Here is a 20,921-nt window from a genome sequence, read left to right on the forward strand (position 1 = left end):
ACCTTAAAGCTTGTATTACCGTAACTATCTATAGGAAACCTTTTAATTATCCCTATATGAAAAAGACAATAATCATTGTAGTTACGGTAGTACTCACTTTTTTACTTAGCAACTGTACCGCAGAAAACCCTGCTACAAAAATTACAACTACTCCATCTGATACAAAGGAAGAGACTTTTAAATATCTCGCACTAGGCGATTCCTACACCATTGGGCAGAGTGTTTGCTCAATCTGTTCTTTTCCTGAGCAACTAAAAAACCAACTAACAAACACAACTAAAAATCATAAGTATACTCTTGAAGTAATTGCAAGAACAGGATGGACAACCACCCACTTAATAGATGCAATTAAAGATAAAAATCCTAGCACCAATTATAATTTAGTTAGCTTACTTATTGGAGTTAACAATCAATTTCAGGATATTGATTTTAGTGTTTATGAGAAAGAGTTACCTCAATTAATTAATCAGAGTATTGCCTTTGCAAATGGGAACAAAAAAAGAGTTATCGTTGTATCAATACCCGATTATGCCTTTACTCCTTTTGGTCAAAATTATAGAAATCCAACAAACACCTCCTTGGAAATTGACCATTACAATGCCTTCGCTAAAAAATACTGTGAGGATAATTCCATTCAATTCCTCAACATAACAGATATTACTAGAGACGGCATTAAAAACCCTAGTTTGGTTACCAATGATGGCTTACACCCTTCTGCAGCAGCTTATACATTATTTGTTGAACGACTGCTACCGCTGGCATTTAAGACCTTACAAGAAGAAAAACAATAACTATAACTCTATCAAATCGACAACCAAAAATCACTTTATCCTCATCTATTTATACAAAAAACAAGCTAGGTAATAAATTAGAATAATTTAACTATTGTTCCATACCCAAAAGTTTATCTTTATAGTACTAAATATTACTATATGAAAAATAAGATTTCACTACTCGTCATGGTACTACTAGTTGTACCACAATTTACATTTGCTCAATTAAAAGCTATTGAATATAAAGATGGTATTGACAACTTGGCCGGCTATTTTGGAAAAGCCAAAGGAAAATTGCTAGACAATGCCGGAGTATTAATTCTACCTGCATGGATGGGAATTGACGACCACTCTAAAGAATCTGCTATAGAACTAAATGCTTTGGGATATCATGCCTTTGTAGCTGATATTTACGGAATTGGCAACAAGCCAAATAGTCCACAAGAGGCTGGTAAAATTTCAGGCTCGTACAAAAAAGACATTCAAAACTACCACCGAAGAATTCAATTGGCTCTAGACCAATTAATTAAAAACGGAGCCAATCCAGAAAAAATCGTAGTAATTGGCTATTGTTTTGGAGGTACCGGCGCTATTGAAGCGGCACGTATAAACATGAAAGTAAAAGGTATTGTCTCATTTCATGGAGGTTTGGCTCGTGACTCTTCAAGAACTATTACCCCAATTACCCCAAAAGTTTTGGTATTGCATGGAGCCGATGATCCTTATGAATCTGAACTAGAAATAAAAGATTTTCAAAATGAAATGCGCACAGCAAAAGCTGACTGGCAAATGAATTATTATTCGAATGCTGTACATGCTTTCACCCACAAGGATGCAGGAAACGATAATAGTAAAGGAGTTGCTTATAACAAAGAAGCCGCTGAACGCTCTTGGAAAGCAATGCTTACCTTTTTCAAGGAGATATTATAAATTTATCAGTTTTAAAATATAAATACTTTGACAAGTTAAGTGGGACAAGTTCCGTCTGACTATTTAACAATATCCTATTCTAACAAAAGTAAAAGCCTCCATTTGTGTAAATGGAGGCTTTTACTTTTGTAAAAAACACAATTAACTCTCTGGAGCTAATTCTAATTCTAGTCCTTCTAACTCTGGTGTGATTGGAATTTGACATCCCAATCGACTATTTGATTTTACGTAAAAAGCTTCAGAAAGCATGGCTTCTTCGTCCTCTCCCATTTCTGGCAAAGCAACGTCATTGGTTACATAACATTGGCACGATGCACACATTGCCATTCCACCACAAGTACCTTCTACAGGTAGTTCATAGGCTTTACATAATTCCATGATGTTCATGGCCATATCAGTAGGAGCTTGTAACTCGTGTACAACGCCTTCTCTATCTTTAATTTTTATTAATACATCCATTTTTTAAGGGATTGGGTTTTGCGTGAGGGATAGAAGCTGGCTACCGAAGTAGCGCGGATAGCCCGACAATTTTAAGAAATAAGGCCCATGAGCGCAAACTACATTTGGCCTTGTTTCTTAAAATGGTCACGCCCTCAAGGTGATTATGCTATATTGACAACGGTTTCGATTTGTGGCGCAAATTTTTTGATGGTAGTTTCGACACCTGCCTTCAAGGTCATTTGGTTCACGCTACAACTCGTGCAGGCACCTTCTAGTCGAACTTTTACATGCTTATCATCATCAATGGAAACCAATGAAATGTCTCCTCCGTCTGAGTTCAAAAAGGGACGAATTTCTTCTAGTGCTAATAACACATTGTTGGTTAATTCTTCTGTTGTCATATTTTTTTATATTATTCCCCTACCTAGTAGGTTTGGGGATTATTTTTTTACTGCTGAACAACCTGCCATAGTTGTGATTTTGATGGCTTCAGAAGCTGGTAAGCTTTCATTTCTACTGATTGTTTCTTGCACTACTTTACGAGTAATCTCTTCGAATACACTAGCGACAACGGAACCTTCCTGCATTGCTGCTGGGCGTCCGTAATCTCCTGCTTCGCGGATTGATTGTACGATTGGTACTTCTCCTAGGAAAGGCACGTCTAAATCTTGTGCTAAATTTTTTGCTCCTTCTTGACCAAAGATATAATATTTATTGTCTGGCAACTCTTCTGGTGTGAAATAGGCCATGTTTTCTATGATTCCAAGTACAGGAACATTGATTGCTTCTGACATAAACATAGATACTCCTTTTTTTGCATCTGCCAAGGCTACTGCTTGTGGCGTACTCACGACAACTGCACCTGTAACAGGCAATGATTGCATAATCGAAAGATGAATATCTCCTGTTCCTGGAGGTAAATCGATTAACATAAAGTCTAGTTCTCCCCAATCTGCATCAAAAATCATTTGGTTTAATGCTTTTGAAGCCATTGGTCCTCTCCAGATAACAGCTTGACTTGGTGCTGTAAAAAATCCGATAGAAAGCATTTTTACTTCGTAACTTTCTACTGGTTTCATTTTTGATTTTCCATCGACCATGATTGACGTTGGCTTTTCGTTTTCAACATCAAACATAATTGGCATAGATGGTCCGTAGATATCGGCATCTAAAACTCCTACTGAAAAACCCATTTTTGCTAATGAAACCGCTAGATTTGCCGTTACAGTTGATTTCCCTACTCCTCCTTTTCCAGAAGCAACAGCGATTATATTTTTGATTCCAGGAATCGATTTTCCTTTTATCTCTGCCTTTTCAGGAACTTGTACTTTACTGTTAATTTTTATTTTGGCATCGGCCGAAACTTTTTCTAAGATGGTTTTCTTGATGTCGTCTTCTGCACGTTTCTTGATGTGCATGGCGGGTGTATTCAAAACCAATTCAACCACAACTTCATCACCAAAAGTAAGTACATTTGCAATGGCGCCACTTTCTACCATATTTTTTCCTTCGCCAGCTATAGTTATTGTTTCTAAAGCTTTTAGAATTTCTTTTCTATCTAATTTCATCACTTATTCTATTTCTATTGTTGCATTCGGAGCCAAAACATTATGTTTATTTAAACTAATTTAAGCTCCAACGTTTCGGTAGCAAAGATAAGCGATTAAGTTCTTATTATAAAGTATTTAAATTGGATTTATTGTTAAGGAAAACGCAAAAGATAAAACACAAAAAACATTTTTACCGATGGCATTACTTCCTAATTATAGACTGAAACAACAGCAATTAGCAATCCAATTTCCGCATGTAAATGATCGATTTACATCCTGAAACTGTTACTTAAAAAGTAACTTCTGGTTGCCAAAAGTGCTTTTCGAAATCTATTATCTGATTATCAACCACTTTCACGCCTTCACTTTCTAGAAGTTGTTGCATGAGATTGGTACCATCAAAATGAATTTTACCTGTCAACAATCCTTTTCGATTGACCACGCGGTGTGCTGGAATATCTTCTCGATTGTGTGAGGCATTCATTGCCCAACCTACCATTCTGGCAGAACGAGCGGTTCCTAATGCCTTTGCAATTGCACCGTATGAAGTTACACAGCCAAAAGGGATTTGGCGAGCAATCACATAAACGCGTTCAAAGAAATTTTCGTTTTCCAAAAGATTATTTTTTTATCCTAAATAATAGCGGACGATGTTTATTAAGGTTAGTATTGAAATCAAACCTGTGATACTCCCAATAATAAGGTTCATGTTTTTTAAAAGCGAATCGGCTTTGGATTCTACTTTTTTAAAGAAGGAGATGTAAAAATAAAATACCAATGATGATCCCAAAACCACTCCGCTTACAAATGTAAGTATCGAGTTGTTCATAAAAGAAAACATTTGGTAGGATGCCAACGTGATACTTACAAAAACATAATATGGAATAGGAAAAAAATTAAGTGCAGAGAGCAACATTCCTAAAAAAAAACGTTTTTTCTTGCTTTTTTTTCCGATTTTAGCTTGTTTTAGCTTAGGTTTTTTGGCAATAAAAAGAAAAAATATAGTTAATAAAGTGAAAATTCCAAAACCAATTTCACGTAATAAAATTACAATATCTGGTCGAGAATTAATTACCTCCGCAAACAAAATCGCAATATAAGCCTGAAAAAATATAATTATTACCGCACCCAGCACAAACGAAAAGGCATTTTTACTTCCTTCCTTTAGATTTACCTTGGCAGCTGTCATATTGATTAGACCTGGAGGAATAATACCAACAACAGCTGTTAAAAATCCTAAAAAAAGTGGGGTAATAAAATTCATCCTAACTATTTAAAACGATCATTAGTAAAAAAAAATTAGTCTTTAATTTTGAATTTAATATAAGTAATCGCTTTGTTCACTTCCAAATACTGTTTTTCGTAAAAAGTCTGAAAAGCAGTAACCTCCTCTGGACTTCCTTCATTGACATATACATTGTGATTGGCATACAATACCTCGTGCCCTTCACCATGAAGTAATCCTAATGTATAACCATGCATGAATTCACTATCTGTTTTCAGGTTCATCACACCGTCTTTCTTCAATACTTTTTTGTACAATTGTAAAAATTCCGAATTGGTCATGCGGTGTTTTGTTCTCTTATACTTGATTTGCGGATCTGGAAAAGTAATCCAAATTTCGTCCACTTCATTTTCGGCAAAAATGTGGTTAATCAATTCGATTTGAGTACGAATAAAAGCTACATTGTGCAGACCTGTTTCTATCGCAGTTTTTGCACCACGCCAAAAACGAGCACCTTTAATATCAATTCCAACAAAGTTTTTATTCGGGTATCTTTCGGCCAAACCTACTGAATATTCCCCTTTACCGCATCCTAACTCCAAGACAACTGGATTGTCATTTTTGAAGAAACCTGAATTCCATTTTCCCTTTAACGGAAATAAATCACCGACTACTTCTTCTCTAGTTGGCTGGAATACGTTTTCGAATGTTTCGTTTTCTTTGAATCTCTTTAATTTATTTTTGCTTCCCACGATTTTCTATATATTTTACTTCGTACAATTGAACCTAAAAGGTCTCAGGCGGCAAATTTAAGTAATTATATAAGACCAAGGAGAATTTGAATGAAGATTAATGATATTTAGTAGAACCATAAAGCATACTATAAAAGGAGCAGTCCATTGTTTTGTTGCAGAGACAAAAGGTATAGAGAAAATTAAAACCTATTTTATTCAATGCTTTTCCGACATTGCATTAATTTTATAAAGATATCATCTCCAGACTAAGTACTCACTAGTAAAACACTAGACAATGAAATTAAAAAACTAATTTCATTCGTGGTTAAGGATAATATATCTGTCTTACCAGACTTTACATTATAATAAAGTAATAATTAAAATCTAGTCTGTACATTCGATCGGAAAAAGTGTTTCGTCGTGTTGTGAAATATCCAAACCCATTTTTTCTGACTCTTTTGAAACCCTCATTGGGATAATTCTATTTGTCACTTTAAACAGAAAATAAGCACCAAAAAAAGTAAAAATAGAGACCAAAACCAAGGCCATCATGTGGTGACCAAAAACACCCCATCCACCGTGAAGTAAACTAGCATCCTCACCATGTGCAAAAATGGCAGTTAGAATCATTCCCATAATTCCGCCTACTCCATGGCAAGCAAAAACATCAAGAGTATCATCAAACTTACGCAACAAACTAGAATGCACCAGTGAATTGGAAACTAAAGAAGTGATAAAACCGAAAAACATACTCTCAGGTACAGACACATAACCAGCAGCGGGAGTAATAGAAACCAAACCTACAACGGCACCAATACAAGCACCCAAAGCCGAAACTTTACGTCCATTCAATCTATCAAAGAAAATCCACGTGAGCATTGCTGCTGCTGAAGCAGTTGTAGTAGTCGCAAAGGCCATTGCAGCTACACCATTAGCTTCTAATGAAGACCCTGCATTAAAACCAATCCAACCAAACCACAACATTCCAGTTCCCAACAATACAAACGGAATATTGGTAGGCACATGATTGCTATCATTTCTTTTACCCAAAACCATAACTCCTGCCAATGCAGCAAAACCAGCACTCATATGTACCACTGTTCCACCTGCAAAATCCTTTACACCAAAAAACGAACCTAATATTCCTGTAGGATACCACACCATATGACACAAAGGTGCATATATAAAAATGGTAAACAAACAGATAAAAAGCAAATATGAAATAAAACGTACACGTTCTGCAAACGAACCGGTAATGATCGCCGGTGCTATGACAGCAAATTTCATTTGAAACAAAGCAAATAACATAAATGGGACCGTTGACGCAATTTTTTTATGCGGCAAAATACCGACATAATCCATAAAAGTAAATGAGGTTGGATCACCTATAAAGCTATAAAACCCATCACCTATTTTTACTCCGATTGGTTCACCAAATGACAAGCTAAATCCAACTACAACCCATATTAAGGTAACTACACCCATGCAAATAAAACTTTGTAACATGGTCGAAATCACATTCTTCTTCCCAACCATTCCTCCATAAAAAAAAGAAAGCCCAGGAGTCATAATCAATACCAAACAACAAGATGTAAGCATCCATGCGACATCTGCTGGAATAATATGTTCCAAAGTACCAAACTGAGACAATACAGGGTCTGAATCAGACACTGCAGGCCACAAAACACCTGTAATACAAACCAAGCTAATAATTGCAAAGGAAATAATCCAACGTCTTTCTATTTTCATTATATTTAGTTTACCCCATTAATTTAGGGGGCAAAGTTAAAAATAAATTATTTTTTTTCAACAAAACTATCCAAAATCGAAAATAAAACAAGAAAAAACACTAAATCAATAACGCAAAGCCACTTTAGAACACTTCCTATGATTAATAAACAAACAATTTGACATTTTTTTGAGAATACAATTTTTCCTAAATTCATAATGAATAAATACATCTGATTATATCTTAAATAAATCTTAATAAACATCCCTTTTTAATACAAATAGGTATAGTTATTGAGACTACGAAGCTTTAAGATTATTAAAAAAAACTTAATTCGGAAATAATTTTAATGTATTTTTACCTAGTTTTATTGACCAAATTTTAAACTGCTATGAGAAAGTTAAGCACATGTATCTATTCATTTTTAACCATAATACTTTTACTATCAGTATCTTGTAAAAAATCTAAAGATAGAACCGGAGTAACTGCACTAGAAAAAATCCCAGAAGATACCATTCCCACTTTTGACAGTACTTTTGTTAGTACCTTTTTTCAAAAACATCCTTTATTAGACAAATATCAAGATGAGGTACGTACGTTATATCGCAAGCATCATTTTAATTATGTATGGTATGACAAAAATGGAGTTAATGAATTTGGTAGCTTGCTGCATAATAAAATAATCAATATAGAAGATGAAGGAGTGCTTACCAGCATACCATATCGTCAAAAACTAGATTCAATTTATGAAAGTGTAACACCAAAAAAACCAAACCCTACCACAGAATTACTTAATACTTCTATGTATTTTTTCTATGTTGACAAAGTGTATCAAGGACTCGACACAGAAAAAACCAAAGAAATGGAATGGTTTCTACCACGAGACAAACAATCATACGGACAATATCTTGATTCTTTGCTTATCAACCCTGCCTTAATTAAGAAGAACGAGAAAGGATTATTTGCTCAATACTATTTATTAAAAGGAGTATTAAAAGACTACCGTAAGATTGAAAAAAAAGGAGGATGGGGAAGTATACAATTAGAGCCGAATGTAAAATCTCTTAATATTGGTGATAGTTCCAATACAATTATTCAATTAAGAAACCGATTATTCTTAACAGGAGAACTTAAAACTGACACCAAAAGTGCAATTTATGATGAAGAATTGGGGAATGCGGTATTGAAATTCAAAAAAGCCAACCGAAATGCTTCTAGCACCATCATATTACCATCACACCTTAAAGTCCTTAATATTTCTGTTACAGACAGAATAAAAACACTTGTAGTTAATATGGAAAGATGTCGATGGATCCCAAAAGACATCATCAAAGCTAAAGAAGTTATTGCTGTAAATATTCCGGCCTATGAATTAACCTATTTTAAAAACGGAAAACCGGCATTTAAGTCCAATGTTGTAGTGGGAAAAACCCTCAACAAAACTGTGATTTTCAGTGCACCAATGCGATACATCGTATTTAGTCCGTATTGGAACATACCTTATAGCATTATCAAGAACGAAATCAAACCTGGAATTGCTAAAAACCCAAACTACCTAGCCCAACACAATATGGAATGGAATGATGGAAAAGTGCGCCAAAAGCCAGGAACTCGCAATTCTTTGGGTTTAGTTAAATTTTTATTCCCTAATTCCAATTCGATTTACTTACATGACACTCCTTCAAAACATTTGTTCAGTCGACGTGACCGCGCCTTTAGTCATGGTTGTATACGAGTAGAAAAGCCCAAAGAGCTAGCAGAAGTATTACTACATAACGAACCAAAATGGACATCCGAAGAAATAGATAAAGCGATGCATGGTGGAAAAGAAGTTTGGCATACACTACAAAATAAAATCCCTGTTTACATAGGTTATTTTACTGCTTGGGTAGATACCGAGGGAACCTTGCAGTTTTATGAAGATGTGTATGAACGTGACCAGCCGCTAGCCGATTTACTATTCGAAAAACAATCTCAAAACTAGGGGCACAATACCTGTCTTTAAAGTAAGAGTTATCCTGATCTTCTCATTGTCTTTTTATTTGGAAAGACTCCCTAGGTGAGTCTGCTCAAATAAAAAGGATAATTTGATGCGCTTGGGGCTATCTATCGACTTCACTTTTCCAATACTTAGCTATTAATTTACGGATAAAGCAGATTTTTAAATCCTTAGCTATTTAGAGCCTATGCCACTAAATAATTTGCTTTTCTGAATACAAATCTAGAAATCAGAGTACTTTAAAAAATAAGCGATCAAATTGCACTTTTAATCAGTATGTTTCAAACTAAAAACAAGTCCTCCTGTTGAGTGATTATCCTTTTTATTACAAACAAAATATTCAATAATTCCTCTCTGCTAATTTAATATTTAGTTGAAGTAGCTAAGGTAAATCTCGAACTTACACCTAGGTTTCGAATCTTATTATTTGATTCAGCTATCGTAAATGATAAAAAAGGTAACATCCAAAAAAAGGACTTTATCTCATTCTTATTTCACATATGTACTAAACAAAAAAAGCAGCCTAAAATATTTCTTAGACTGCTTTTTCCTGAATTTATAATTGACCTTAGATATTCAAATTAATGTGCTTGCTGTTTTTCAAAAGCAGTTGTTAAAGCTTTTTTGATTTTATCAGAAGCTAAGAAAAAAGCTTTCTCGATAGAATCTGCATGAGCAGTAACAGCAATAGGTTGTAATTTTGCTGGACGGGCTTCGATGACACATCTTTTATCATCAACTCCACTTTTGGCACTGTTCTCATCGCCCAAATGTACCTCAAAGCGAGTAATCTTATCTTCAAAACGAGCTAAAGATTTTTCTAATTCAGCTGTAAAGTATGTTTCTAATCTTTCGTGTCCTTCTATATTTTTGTCAGTATTGAATTGTATTTTCATATATTATTATGTTTTTGATATATCTCAAATTTAGCAAAATTATTTGGCAAAAAATAGGGATTTAGTAAAAAATTATGAAATGAAAAACCAAAAAAGTAAACTAAAACTACTTAACTGCTTAAAATTGTGCGAACAGTGTTTTTTTTCGTTAGACAAAGAATTTATTTAATCACTCCAACAATAGAAAATTAGATAGAATGTACCTGATTCAATCACACCTTTTAATCTTTAAGGACTTTTAGTGATATCCTAATATTCAAAAACTAGGCTTTCTAAGTTGATTTTTCAATTATATACATAAATAAAACATAATAAAAACAAAGCTGATTTACCTCTCCGTCAATATTATTGAAATGTATCTAACAGGACGACAATTCTGCAGCTTTGTTTTGTTTTCATAATTTATTTATTCCTTAAAGATAACACTTACTTATCTTTCTGATAGTAAAGATATGAGCAGGACTAAATGTTCTTTGAATTTCGAATTATTATGCTCCTACACTTACTTAGGCAAACTCTTAAAACCCATATTATATAGTGTGAATGCCTGAATATCGACATTTTCTTCGATGGTTGCTCTTACTGACTTTCCAGCTCCGTGACCAGCCTTCACATCAATTCGGATGAGTGTTGGATTGTCACCCGTTTGCTTGTCTTGCAATTCAGCTGCAAATTTAAAACTGTGTGCTGGCACTACGCGATCATCATGATCGCCAGTGGTAATCAAAGTCGCAGGGTAGGCCACTCCAGATTTGACATTGTGTACAGGGGAATAATCTTTGAGATAGTCGAACATTTCTTTGCTGTCTTGTGCGGTTCCGTAATCGTATGCCCAGCCTGCTCCTGCAGTAAAGGTGTGGTAGCGTAACATATCAAGAACACCAACAGCTGGTAACGCAACTTGCATCAAATCGGGACGCTGTGTCATCACAGCCCCTACAAGCAAACCACCATTGGAACCTCCACGTATAGCTAAATATGGAGTCGATGTATAGTTATTGGCAATCAAATACTCCGCAGCTGCGATGAAATCATCAAACACATTTTGTTTGTGCTGTTGTGTACCTGCATCGTGCCATTTTTTTCCGTATTCACCTCCACCTCTAAGATTGGGTACTGCAAAAATTCCACCATTTTCCATCCAAACAGCATTGGATATACTAAAACTAGGTGTCAAGCTAATATTGAAACCTCCATAACCGTACAAAATCGTTGGGTTTTTACCATTAAGTAACAATCCTTTTTTATACGTAATCATCATAGGTATCTTTGTCCCATCCTTAGACGTATAAAAAACCTGTTGTGTCTCGTATAAATCCGATTGAAAATCGGCTTTTGATTTACGATACACTACTGACTTGCCCGTTGCGACATCCAACTGATAAATTGTTGGTGGCATAGTGTAGTTGGTAAAACTGTAGTAGAGTGTTTTCTCTTTCTTCTTTCCCCTCAATCCAGAGGCAGTTCCTAGGTCAGGTAATTCTATGACTCTAACTTTGGTTCCTTTAGCATCAAATTGTTCAATAACTGAAACAGCATCTTTCATATAATGTGCAAAAAAGTAACCACCACCAGTGGTTATTCCCAATACATTATTGGTTTCTGGAATAAAATCTTTCCAGTTTTTACTATTTGGTTCGTTTACTGAAACGGTCACAATACGTTTGTTGGCTGCTTTATAATCGGTTTCGATAAATAAAGTTTCGCCATGATTATCAATAACACTGTTATCACTTTCAAAATTAGCCACAACGGTTACTAACGGGCTATTTTTCTTGGTTAAATCCTGTACGTATAATTCATTCCCATAAGTAGAATTGGCAGCTGTGATGACCAAATAATGATCGTCCTCGGTTACAGAACCTCCTACATAACGACGTTTATGGCTGTTACCAAAGATTACTTTGTCGGTTTTTTGCTGGGTACCAATAGTATGAAAATATAATTTGTGTTGATCTGTTTTGGCTGACAATTCGCTACCGACTGGTTTTTCATAACTAGAATAATAAAACCCTTTGTTGCCCAACCAAGATAATCCACTAAATTTCACATCGATCAATGTTTCATCAATCTTCTGTTTGGTTACTGCATTAATAATAACCACTTTGCGCCAGTCACTCCCCCCTTCTGATATGGAGTAAGCTGCTAGCGAACCGTCTTTGGAAAAACTAATCTCACCCAAGGAAGTCGTTCCGTCTTTGGAAAATGTATTGGGATCTAAGAAAACTTCTTCTTTCCCTTTTATGTCTTTTCTCCACATTACAGCTTGATTTTGCAGACCATCATTTTTGTAGTAGTAATTAAAATTTCCTTCTAGAGAGGGTGCACTTTCTTTTTCGTAATTCCACAAATGTTCTAATCGGGTTTTGATAGCCTCGCGAAATGGAATTTGTTTTAGATAGTCAAAAGTAAGTTTGTTTTCAGTTTTTACCCAAGCTGCTGTTTCGGTAGAGCGATCATCTTCAAGCCAACGGTAGGGATCTGCAACGGTTATTCCAAAGTAATTATCAGTAACTGATCCTTTTTGTGTTTGTGGGTACTTGGGTGCATTTTGTCCCAAAGCAGAAATTGTTGTCATTAATAAAAGTATTTTTTTCATAAAGGTGCATTTAGTAAGCCTAACAAAAATAAGAAATCTGAATCTTTTTTATTTAAAACTCATTAGAAACTTAAGGCTGAGTTTTAGATTATGACAAAACAGACTAATTGAGTTTAACAAGTCTAGTCGTTTTTTTTTAAACACTATAAAAATCTTCCATTTATAAGTCAAAAAAAATACAAATAAAAAATACTACTCTTTCGAATAGTATTTTAGTTTTCTGATGTAACACTTATAAATCAAAGTTCAAACCTAGAACGATGTTTCTGCCTATGTTGGGAATTCCATCCGTTTTTAAGCGAGAAAGATGCGCAATATAAGTTTTATTGAAAAGGTTGTTCCCATTGAGGTTGAGTCTAAAAACGGTTTTACCCCAGGATATATTTCCTCCAAAGCCAAGATTAACCAAACCGTAACCACTAGAAGCAGTTTCGAAACCACTTACATTTTTTTGACGAAAAGTAGCATTATAAGTTAAGGTTGCGAAACCATTTTTCAACCACTCTTTTATTTTAAATTCGGTACGAATGGTATTGTTCCAATTATTTGCCGGAATTAAAGGCAAGTAATCATTGTCTTGTTTTTTACCCGTTACGGTTTCAAAACTTGTTTCAAAATGCAACCAGTCTAACGGGTGTGGGTGAAAATGCAAGCCTGCTTCTCCCCCATATAATTTGGCATTATTTTGAATATACTCATACACTAAATTATCCTCCAATGTTGCACCCGTTAGATTGATATAAATATAATTGTTGATATGATTGTAAAATCCATTAACAAAGAATTCAAAATGAGAATTTTTATATTCGATATTCAAATCGGTTTGTACATTCTGTTCATTTTTCAAATTGGCATTTCCTATTTCGTAACGGTAGGTTCCTTCGTGAACACCATTGGATGATAATTCGGCTAAGTTTGGTGCTCTAAAACCAGAAGCCACATTTAGACGCAAAATCCAATTGGTAGTCAATTCGGTCTTATACCCTACTGATGCATTCAAGCTATTAAAAGAACGATTTATAGCTTGAAAATATCCTTCTGTACCAAAATCACCGTGTTCTTGGCTTTGTACTTTTCGGTTATCATAACGCAAACCACCCTGGATTACATTGGTGTTCCATTCGTAATTGGCTGTTCCAAAAACACCAATATCATTTGTCTTGGCATCTGGAATTAAAAATTCTTCACCCGAATTGGCATTGGTCTGTCTCATTCCTTGAATCCCAAAAATGGACTCAACAGCTCCTATCTTGGGTAAATGATACTTGGCATTAAAATTAAAGGTATTCAACTGCATTTGCAAAATAGCTGCTGGACTATTCTCATATTCCCTTCGGTTATTGGCGATGTATCCTAAATCTAGGTCTAACTTGGAGGTACCTAAATACACCACCGAATTTAAACTTAACAAATGATTATCAATCCCTTGACGCGGAAAATCAGTAATCTTGGAAGTAGATTGAGCTTCGATTCCATTTTCGGGAATTCCCAAATCCAAACCATTATAATTGTATCGAAAAACAGTAGAAAAATCAGTATTACTATATCCAATTCCGGTTTTAAAATCGGTCTCGTTATACCGAGTGTTGGTTACGCGCTCACCGGCAGGTACCCTATAATCAGAATGAGTGGTATAGTCACCTCGTACCAAATATTTCCAGTTGTTGGTAGAAGCCTTCAGCCCCAAAGAAGAATTTGATCCCAAAGTATTGGAGAATAGTCTTTGATTAAAATTGATTTTGAACGTATTTGCATCGGCAAATTTTTCTGGATTGAAATACAATACACCACCCAAGGCATCAGAACCATACAATAATGAGGCAGGTCCTTTGATGACCTCAACGCTTTCTACTCCTGAGTCATTAAGTCCCAATCCATGTTCATCTCCAAATTGTTGGTTTTCAATGCGTACACCTTGGGAGTATACCAATACGCGATTACCACTCAACCCACGAATCACCGGTTTACCTATAGATGTTCCTGTAGAAACTTGTGACACTCCCGGAATGGTTGCCAATCCTTCGATCAAAGTAGATGTCCCTTTTTCTTGTAACGATTGAATGCTTTCGTGTGATACCTTCATCACATTTTGTGACTGAATCTTATTAAAGGCTGTAGAAATAATTACCTCATCCATAGTGAACAAAGACGGTTCCATTATGACATTTAGCTCTTGCCCTTGTTGAGCGATGACTACCGTTTTATTTTGAGTTCCAAAACCCACTAATACAAAACGGACAGAGAGTTCACTTTTAGGCACATTAGAAAAAGAAAAAGCACCTTTTTGGTTCGTGATAGTACCTTTATGTAATTCAGCAATATATACAGACACCCCTGCTAAGGGCTGATCATGTACATTGGTAACGGTTCCCGATATTCGTTGTTGTGCTTGTAGTATTGTTGCTAGCCCTAGAAATAAGACTAATATATATTTTTTCATTTTATGATTTTATAAGTACAATTGATGTTAACGGCTAGGCAGATAACTAAAAAAATAGCGGATGTAATGAATTTGCTTCTGCTAAATCGCTATTTAAAATTGGCTTTTTTTTAAACTTTTTTGGTTTTATACTGTGATTTTTATTGTGTATTGCTCTCTACTAAGCCTACTTCACTATGACTACTGTATAAATAACAATAGTTTCTGACTCGAAAATATTTCCGAACCAAATACAAGTTGTACTATTATCAAAACGCAACCAAGTTGTTCGTTCATCAAATAGAATAAAAAGCTTTAAAATTTATGTGCTAAAAAAAGGTGGACCGCGAAGGAAATATAAAATCCCTGAAAAAGTGGTTATTTTCTCAGCAGTTACGGAGAAATAAGGAATCAGTTTATAATCTAAGTAAAACTGGAAACTAACAATATCATTTGAAAGGTAGTTTCCAAACGAAAAATGACAGATACTACACGATTCTGCTTTGTAGTGGTGGTGGGTAATTTGCATTTTATTACCGTGACTATCATGATAGCAAGATTGTTGCGCTACCTCTTCGTAATGATGAACATGCGCATGAAAAGACTGTAACAATATTGATAGCAATACGGTTAACCCAAGCGAAAAGGCAATGACAATCTGTTTCTTTTTCATGAAGGGCAAAGATAGGGAAACAATTTTGGCAAATGCAAGGCGAGATTAGAAATAGGAATTAGCTTTTAACTGCTCATAAAAAGAGAACACAAATTCCATAAACTCAAAAAGAATATTGCACTATTTCTCAATTCGAACTTAAAACACTTTTGTAAATTCGGAAAATTAAAGGCTGAAAAATGGAGTACTACGACATTGTAGAAGCCTATACATAAAAATTAAAACTTGCTTAAACTACAGGAATGAAGGTATAAAAATTAGGATTTTAAGTCAGCATTATGAACAATTACTATTCATTACTTGCTAATTACTCCATTGTATTGATGGCATTTGTAACAAAAAAATCAATCCAAAGATTATAAGTATATAAGAATTTAAAACTAACTATTTTCTATCTCCAAAATAGTTGACAAACCAGTTATCCAAATAATAGGTCTCCATAAAAGAGCATATCCCAAAACTAGGATTGCGAAAAATGAAGAGAAAAACCAAAAGTCAGCTGTACCAGAAAATTCTGGAAAGAACTTAAGAAACACAAAAAAAACACCAAAAGGCACTGCAACCAAAATAAAGAACACTCGAAATATAAATTTAAAAACTATTGCTATAAAACCTACTACTACCTCACCCATCCTATTTTAATTTTAAATTAAGGTATGGGTACATGTTTGCCGTAATTACTTCCGTTGGGATGCATTGAGCATGAACTTATTGTCAAGCTCATAATTGAATACGACGATGCTTCACAGTATTTACAAATATATTGTGCTTTCTCAGTTCCTAGATATATTTTATGTTTTCCTTTACTGCCTCCAAGAGGATGGAGATGGCAAGATTTTGAAGTTAAGCTTGACTTATTCGAGTCTTTCGTCCCACAGTATTCACAATAAAAACTAGACATAATATTGGATTGTTGGTAGTTAAATTCTTAATTAACAGCAAAATACAAATTCAATCGCACTATTTTTAAATTATCTTATAAATACTACCTTTAAGATCACCAAACCCTACTTCTACCAAAAATAACTTATCAAAATCAGAACCCCGTTATTTCCAAATTTTTTGACCACTATACTTCTAAATGAATTATAACCGTCGTACCCTTATTTTTGGATTGAATAATATTAATTGGGTTAGCGACTTTAGACTGTCGAAGTCCCAGTCTTTCCTTTGTCAGATCAATTCCTTTTGATTGATGCCCGTTTCCTTCTTTCAATGTAGTAAATCCTTTTCCGTTGTCGATTATTTTACATTCTAGCAATTTAATTTCAATCATTTCAAATGAGATAATCAATTTAGGATTTGGGTGTCCTTCATCAAAGGCATGTACAAATACATTTTCTACAAAAGGCTGTAATAACATCGTTGGAATTTGAAAAAAATAAACATCAACCTTCGGTCCAATTTTAATTTCAAATTCAATACGATCTTCAAACCGCATATTTTCAATAGAAATATACAATTTTAAATAGTCCAATTCTTCATCAATCGTACTGTTTTGTCGAGAAGAGTTTTCTAATGTTTTGCGCATTAACTTGGCAAAGCTACCGATATATTTTAACGAATTATCAACATCATTACTTATGATAAAGTCTTGAATGGCATTCATTGCATTAAAGGTAAAATGAGGATTCATTTGACTCAACAAGGCTTCCAATTTGGTTTCGGCTATACGCTTTTCGACACTAATACGCTCTTTGGTGCGCGTTCGACTTCGAACGATAAAAAAGACGCCACTCAGTAAAATAACTAATAGGCATACCAAAACGAACCACCATGCTGTCCAAAATGGTGGCTGTATATCAATATGCAACAATCTAAAAGAAGTTGTTTTTCCTGCATTTGCATCATATACCTGTATTTCCAAAAGATATTTATCATCTGGTAGATATGGTAAAAACAAATTAGTTTCTTCACTGTATGGACTCCAACGATTGGTGCTTTTTAATCGATAACGGAACTTTAATTTATTTGGAAAAGAATGTCCAATTGGAACAAAATCAATCAAAAAAGAATTGTGTTTGTAATCACAAGTAATACTATTTGAGGAAAATTCAAACCATTTAAAATAGGCTTTATTCATTTCAACTCCATTTATAGCAACACCACTAATGGCTATAGAACTGACCGTTTTTTGATCTTTCAACATTTCCTTCAAATCAATACTATAATATCCCTTTTGAGTCCCTAACCATAATTGATCGCCAAAAATTTGCGCAGTCGATACCTCGGCATTTTTCAACCCTTGTTCTTTGTCTATCAATCGCATTATGCCATTTTGATAAACATTAATTCCTCTTTCAGTACCAATAAGAATACAATCCTTATACGCTTCCAAAAATAATATTGTATTACCTATAATTCTCTTTCCGGGAATTACTTTCTTAATTTTGAATAAATTATCATCTTCTATTATAAAAACATTTCCAAATTCAGTCGAAAGAATAAGTTGACCTCGATCGTTTACTGTAATATGCTTAAATTTGTGCTCAGACCAAATTCCATTGGCTACATACGATTGAAATTGATTATTTTTATAAACAAAAAGCCCTTTAAAAACAGAAATCAAATAGGTTTTATCTTTATAATTAAGGATATCGACTACATCCAAAGGGGTATCTTTATCAAACTGAGAAAAGAGTTTTCTTTTCAAACTATATACATCATCATACAAGTGAACTCCGGCATAAGGTATTGTCTCAATGAATTGATTTTGTGAGGTAAAACCAAATTTATACGTATGCAAAGGCAAGTAACCTATAATTTTACCTTCGATATTAATTTCAAAAACCCCAATATTACTAGAAACCCAAAGCGAGGATTTATGTTTTACCAATTCATAAAATTCAATTTTATTGGCTTTAATATCATAATTCAATTCATAATATCCCTCCTCATGGCTTGGTAAGCGTAATTTATTTTTAAGTATAAAATCGGATTCCTTTTTTTTAAAATCTAAAAGAGAAATCATGGAATCAAATTCATTTTTATTATTTAGGATGGTAATTCCTTCTTGATGCAAGACAATTTTTTTTTCATTAAAATCCTCAAAATCAATTATTGCTTTATCGTTAAACGGATTATAATCAATCATTTGATCCAGGCGAACTTTATAAACCCCCTTGTCCTTGGAACCAACGTATAGAACATCTTTGACTTTATCGTAAACAACATTCAGTAAATTTTTTGAATCAATTCCATAATAATTTGACACATTTACCATTTTATTATTGATTATTCGATACAAACCACCGTCTGCCTCAAAAACACCCCAAGCAGCAGCATATACATGGTCATTCTTATCTTTGGCATACTGCCAAATCACTGATTTACCAAATTTGGTATCGATATTGATTTTATTGGTCTTTTTATCAAAATCAAAAGTATCAGCATATCCTTTATTACTGCCGTAAAGTATATTTCCAAAATGACCAGATGCATAAATATATTGGTGTTCCAAAACGGGAACAATTTTAGGTAAACCTAAAGTATTATCGATCTTAAAAAAACCCTCATTGACTGCCGAAAAATAAACTTCGTCTTTATACAAAAAAAAACTACTTACGATAAACACTTCATAATGAGGAAGGATCCCTTTGGGCGTGATGACTTTATTAGTCTTTATATCAATAATAGAAACCCCCAATTCTGTTCCAACATACATTTTACCTTTGTAGCACAAAAGCTTTCGAACACGATCAACCGGTAGTCCTTCTTTGGTCGTGAAAACAGTAAATTTTTCGCCATCATATTTGCTCACTCCACCACCATAACTAGCAAACCACATTGCTCCGTTACTGTCCTGAGCAATATCCCAACAGCTATTGTAACCTAAACCATCTGATTCTGTAATGTTAAAAAAAGTTCCATTCTCAAATCTAGAAACCCCATTTTCTGTACCAATCCACAAGGTATTTTTTGAATCCAAAAACAATGCCCGAACGGCATTATTGGGCAGTCCATTTGTAGTTGAATAATTTTTGGAGGGAAGGTATTGTGCAAAGCTACTGTTGACAAACAAAAACAACAGGAAGAACCTAGCTAGTAATTGCATCTATCAATTTCTTTTTTGTGAACAAGTCTTCTGAGACCGGAATTTCGGCTCCATTGGTAAGTTGTAATCTATAATATTCGGATTTGAAAGACTTAATATAATTTCTGCTTACCAAATAACTTCTATGAACTCTAATAAAATCAGGTTCTTCAAGAATATCACATACCTCCTTAAACGTTTTGGAAGTAAAGTATTCTTTTTCGATAGTAAAAATACTGGTGTAAGAACCATCAGATTTACAATAGATAATACTATTGGCTTGAATTACCTCAAATCCATTTTTATTTGGAAAAACAATTCGTTGCTTGTCTGCAAATTGGCTACTAATATTTTCAGTTAATAATTTGAAGCGGTCAATTCCTATTTTAGAATCATTTTTTTGTTCAAAACGTGATATTGCTATTTTAAAATCTTCTACATCGATGGGTTTTATCAAATAGTCCAAAGCGCTGTTGCGTATTGCCTGTATTGCAAATTCTTTGTGGGCTGTAGTAAAAATAATTTCAAAATTTATGACCTCAAAATGTTTGAACAATTCAAACCCATTTTCATTGGGCATTTGAATATCCAATAAAACGAGATTGGGTTGGTTTTTTTTGATAGAGCGAACAGCAGCAGTAACCGAATTACATTCGTCAAGAACCTCAATTTTATCTCTAAAATAAAGTTCACACAGCTTCCTTAAAAAACTTCTTGCTCTCGTTTCATCGTCAACTATGATAACCTTTATCTTCATATAAAATATGTGAAATTTGATAAAGTACTAAAATAGCATATTAATTCACTTCACAATGAAAAAAGAATGAAAAGGTATTAAAAAATAAAAAATCATTTCATACTCCCAACAAAACATGATTTTACTTAGAATAATTCTCAAATAAAATACCCTGCACTATGCA

17 protein-coding genes are annotated in these 20,921 nt (G+C 34.1%); 3 read left to right on the top strand and 14 right to left on the bottom strand.

The window, feature by feature from the left end:
• Positions 1-56: 56 nt before the first annotated feature.
• Positions 57-791 carry an SGNH/GDSL hydrolase family protein gene (locus M2326_RS02245; protein ID WP_264617925.1) on the top strand — a complete coding sequence of 245 codons (735 nt, stop codon included), beginning with the start codon at positions 57-59 and terminating at the stop codon, positions 789-791.
• A 141-nt stretch (positions 792-932) separates the two neighbouring features.
• On the top strand, positions 933-1,703 hold the full coding sequence (locus tag M2326_RS02250; RefSeq protein ID WP_264617926.1) for a dienelactone hydrolase family protein: 771 nt from the start codon (positions 933-935) through the stop codon (positions 1,701-1,703).
• Positions 1,704-1,844: 141 nt separating this feature from the next.
• Here M2326_RS02250 and M2326_RS02255 read toward each other — a convergent pair whose 3' ends face one another.
• The 7 genes from M2326_RS02255 to M2326_RS02285 all read right to left on the bottom strand — a co-directional run bounded on the left by M2326_RS02255 (position 1,845) and on the right by M2326_RS02285 (position 7,402).
• Entirely contained in the window at positions 1,845-2,162 is a 318-nt protein-coding gene (locus M2326_RS02255; protein ID WP_264617927.1) for a 2Fe-2S iron-sulfur cluster-binding family protein, read from the bottom strand.
• Between the two features lie 143 nt (positions 2,163-2,305).
• Complete coding sequence (locus M2326_RS02260; protein ID WP_264617928.1) at positions 2,306-2,545, bottom strand: NifU family protein; 240 nt, start codon at positions 2,543-2,545, stop codon at positions 2,306-2,308.
• A 39-nt stretch (positions 2,546-2,584) separates the two neighbouring features.
• Positions 2,585-3,712: an Mrp/NBP35 family ATP-binding protein gene (locus tag M2326_RS02265; protein WP_264617929.1), complete on the bottom strand. Its 1,128-nt coding sequence runs from the start codon at positions 3,710-3,712 to the stop codon at positions 2,585-2,587.
• Between the two features lie 271 nt (positions 3,713-3,983).
• A complete protein-coding gene (locus tag M2326_RS02270) occupies positions 3,984-4,310 on the bottom strand; it encodes an MGMT family protein (protein WP_264617930.1) in 327 nt (108 codons plus the stop codon).
• Positions 4,311-4,322: 12 nt separating this feature from the next.
• Positions 4,323-4,958 carry a LysE family transporter gene (locus M2326_RS02275; RefSeq protein ID WP_264617931.1) on the bottom strand — a complete coding sequence of 212 codons (636 nt, stop codon included), beginning with the start codon at positions 4,956-4,958 and terminating at the stop codon, positions 4,323-4,325.
• A 35-nt stretch (positions 4,959-4,993) separates the two neighbouring features.
• On the bottom strand, positions 4,994-5,671 hold the full coding sequence (gene trmB, locus M2326_RS02280) for a tRNA (guanosine(46)-N7)-methyltransferase TrmB (protein ID WP_264617932.1): 678 nt from the start codon (positions 5,669-5,671) through the stop codon (positions 4,994-4,996).
• A 366-nt stretch (positions 5,672-6,037) separates the two neighbouring features.
• Positions 6,038-7,402 carry an ammonium transporter gene (locus M2326_RS02285; RefSeq protein ID WP_264617933.1) on the bottom strand — a complete coding sequence of 455 codons (1,365 nt, stop codon included), beginning with the start codon at positions 7,400-7,402 and terminating at the stop codon, positions 6,038-6,040.
• Positions 7,403-7,773: 371 nt separating this feature from the next.
• On the opposite strand from M2326_RS02285, the gene M2326_RS02290 reads away from it, so the two are divergent.
• On the top strand, positions 7,774-9,366 hold the full coding sequence (locus M2326_RS02290) for a L,D-transpeptidase family protein (protein WP_264617934.1): 1,593 nt from the start codon (positions 7,774-7,776) through the stop codon (positions 9,364-9,366).
• 596 nt (positions 9,367-9,962) lie between these two features.
• Here M2326_RS02290 and M2326_RS02295 read toward each other — a convergent pair.
• From M2326_RS02295 to M2326_RS02325, 7 genes are all read right to left on the bottom strand, one after another.
• Positions 9,963-10,277 (bottom strand): HPF/RaiA family ribosome-associated protein, encoded by a 315-nt coding sequence (locus M2326_RS02295; protein WP_264617935.1) that lies wholly within the window; start codon positions 10,275-10,277, stop codon positions 9,963-9,965.
• Between the two features lie 502 nt (positions 10,278-10,779).
• Positions 10,780-12,876, bottom strand: a complete 2,097-nt coding sequence (locus tag M2326_RS02300) for a prolyl oligopeptidase family serine peptidase (protein ID WP_264617936.1) — start codon at positions 12,874-12,876, stop codon at positions 10,780-10,782.
• 232 nt (positions 12,877-13,108) lie between these two features.
• Positions 13,109-15,316 carry a TonB-dependent receptor gene (locus M2326_RS02305; RefSeq protein WP_264617937.1) on the bottom strand — a complete coding sequence of 736 codons (2,208 nt, stop codon included), beginning with the start codon at positions 15,314-15,316 and terminating at the stop codon, positions 13,109-13,111.
• 301 nt (positions 15,317-15,617) lie between these two features.
• Positions 15,618-15,968: a hypothetical protein gene (locus M2326_RS02310; protein ID WP_264617938.1), complete on the bottom strand. Its 351-nt coding sequence runs from the start codon at positions 15,966-15,968 to the stop codon at positions 15,618-15,620.
• A gap of 380 nt (positions 15,969-16,348) precedes the next feature.
• Positions 16,349-16,600 (bottom strand): hypothetical protein, encoded by a 252-nt coding sequence (locus M2326_RS02315; RefSeq protein ID WP_264617939.1) that lies wholly within the window; start codon positions 16,598-16,600, stop codon positions 16,349-16,351.
• A gap of 437 nt (positions 16,601-17,037) precedes the next feature.
• Positions 17,038-20,022, bottom strand: a complete 2,985-nt coding sequence (locus M2326_RS02320) for a sensor histidine kinase (protein WP_264617940.1) — start codon at positions 20,020-20,022, stop codon at positions 17,038-17,040.
• Positions 20,006-20,758, bottom strand: coding sequence for a LytR/AlgR family response regulator transcription factor (locus M2326_RS02325; RefSeq protein ID WP_264617941.1), 753 nt, complete (start codon positions 20,756-20,758; stop codon positions 20,006-20,008). Before M2326_RS02325 ends, M2326_RS02320 begins: the two co-directional genes overlap by 17 nt.
• Positions 20,759-20,921: the final 163 nt, after the last annotated feature.

Source organism: Flavobacterium psychraerolatum (genome assembly GCF_025960985.1).
In the GTDB taxonomy this organism is placed as follows: domain Bacteria; phylum Bacteroidota; class Bacteroidia; order Flavobacteriales; family Flavobacteriaceae; genus Flavobacterium.

Bases quoted from the DNA above. Each gene is read 5' to 3' on its own strand.
- M2326_RS02250 (WP_264617926.1), top strand. From the start codon at position 933: ATGAAAAATAAGATTTCACTACTCGTCATGGTACTACTAGTTGTACCA.
- M2326_RS02275 (WP_264617931.1), bottom strand. From the start codon at position 4,958: ATGAATTTTATTACCCCACTTTTTTTAGGATTTTTAACAGCTGTTGTT.
- M2326_RS02265 (WP_264617929.1), bottom strand. From the start codon at position 3,712: ATGAAATTAGATAGAAAAGAAATTCTAAAAGCTTTAGAAACAATAACT.
- M2326_RS02245 (WP_264617925.1), top strand. From the start codon at position 57: ATGAAAAAGACAATAATCATTGTAGTTACGGTAGTACTCACTTTTTTA.
- M2326_RS02305 (WP_264617937.1), bottom strand. From the start codon at position 15,316: ATGAAAAAATATATATTAGTCTTATTTCTAGGGCTAGCAACAATACTA.
- M2326_RS02300 (WP_264617936.1), bottom strand. From the start codon at position 12,876: ATGAAAAAAATACTTTTATTAATGACAACAATTTCTGCTTTGGGACAA.
- M2326_RS02290 (WP_264617934.1), top strand. From the start codon at position 7,774: ATGAGAAAGTTAAGCACATGTATCTATTCATTTTTAACCATAATACTT.
- M2326_RS02325 (WP_264617941.1), bottom strand. From the start codon at position 20,758: ATGAAGATAAAGGTTATCATAGTTGACGATGAAACGAGAGCAAGAAGT.
- M2326_RS02260 (WP_264617928.1), bottom strand. From the start codon at position 2,545: ATGACAACAGAAGAATTAACCAACAATGTGTTATTAGCACTAGAAGAA.
- M2326_RS02320 (WP_264617940.1), bottom strand. From the start codon at position 20,022: ATGCAATTACTAGCTAGGTTCTTCCTGTTGTTTTTGTTTGTCAACAGT.
- M2326_RS02285 (WP_264617933.1), bottom strand. From the start codon at position 7,402: ATGAAAATAGAAAGACGTTGGATTATTTCCTTTGCAATTATTAGCTTG.
- M2326_RS02315 (WP_264617939.1), bottom strand. From the start codon at position 16,600: ATGGGTGAGGTAGTAGTAGGTTTTATAGCAATAGTTTTTAAATTTATA.
- M2326_RS02295 (WP_264617935.1), bottom strand. From the start codon at position 10,277: ATGAAAATACAATTCAATACTGACAAAAATATAGAAGGACACGAAAGA.
- M2326_RS02255 (WP_264617927.1), bottom strand. From the start codon at position 2,162: ATGGATGTATTAATAAAAATTAAAGATAGAGAAGGCGTTGTACACGAG.
- M2326_RS02310 (WP_264617938.1), bottom strand. From the start codon at position 15,968: ATGAAAAAGAAACAGATTGTCATTGCCTTTTCGCTTGGGTTAACCGTA.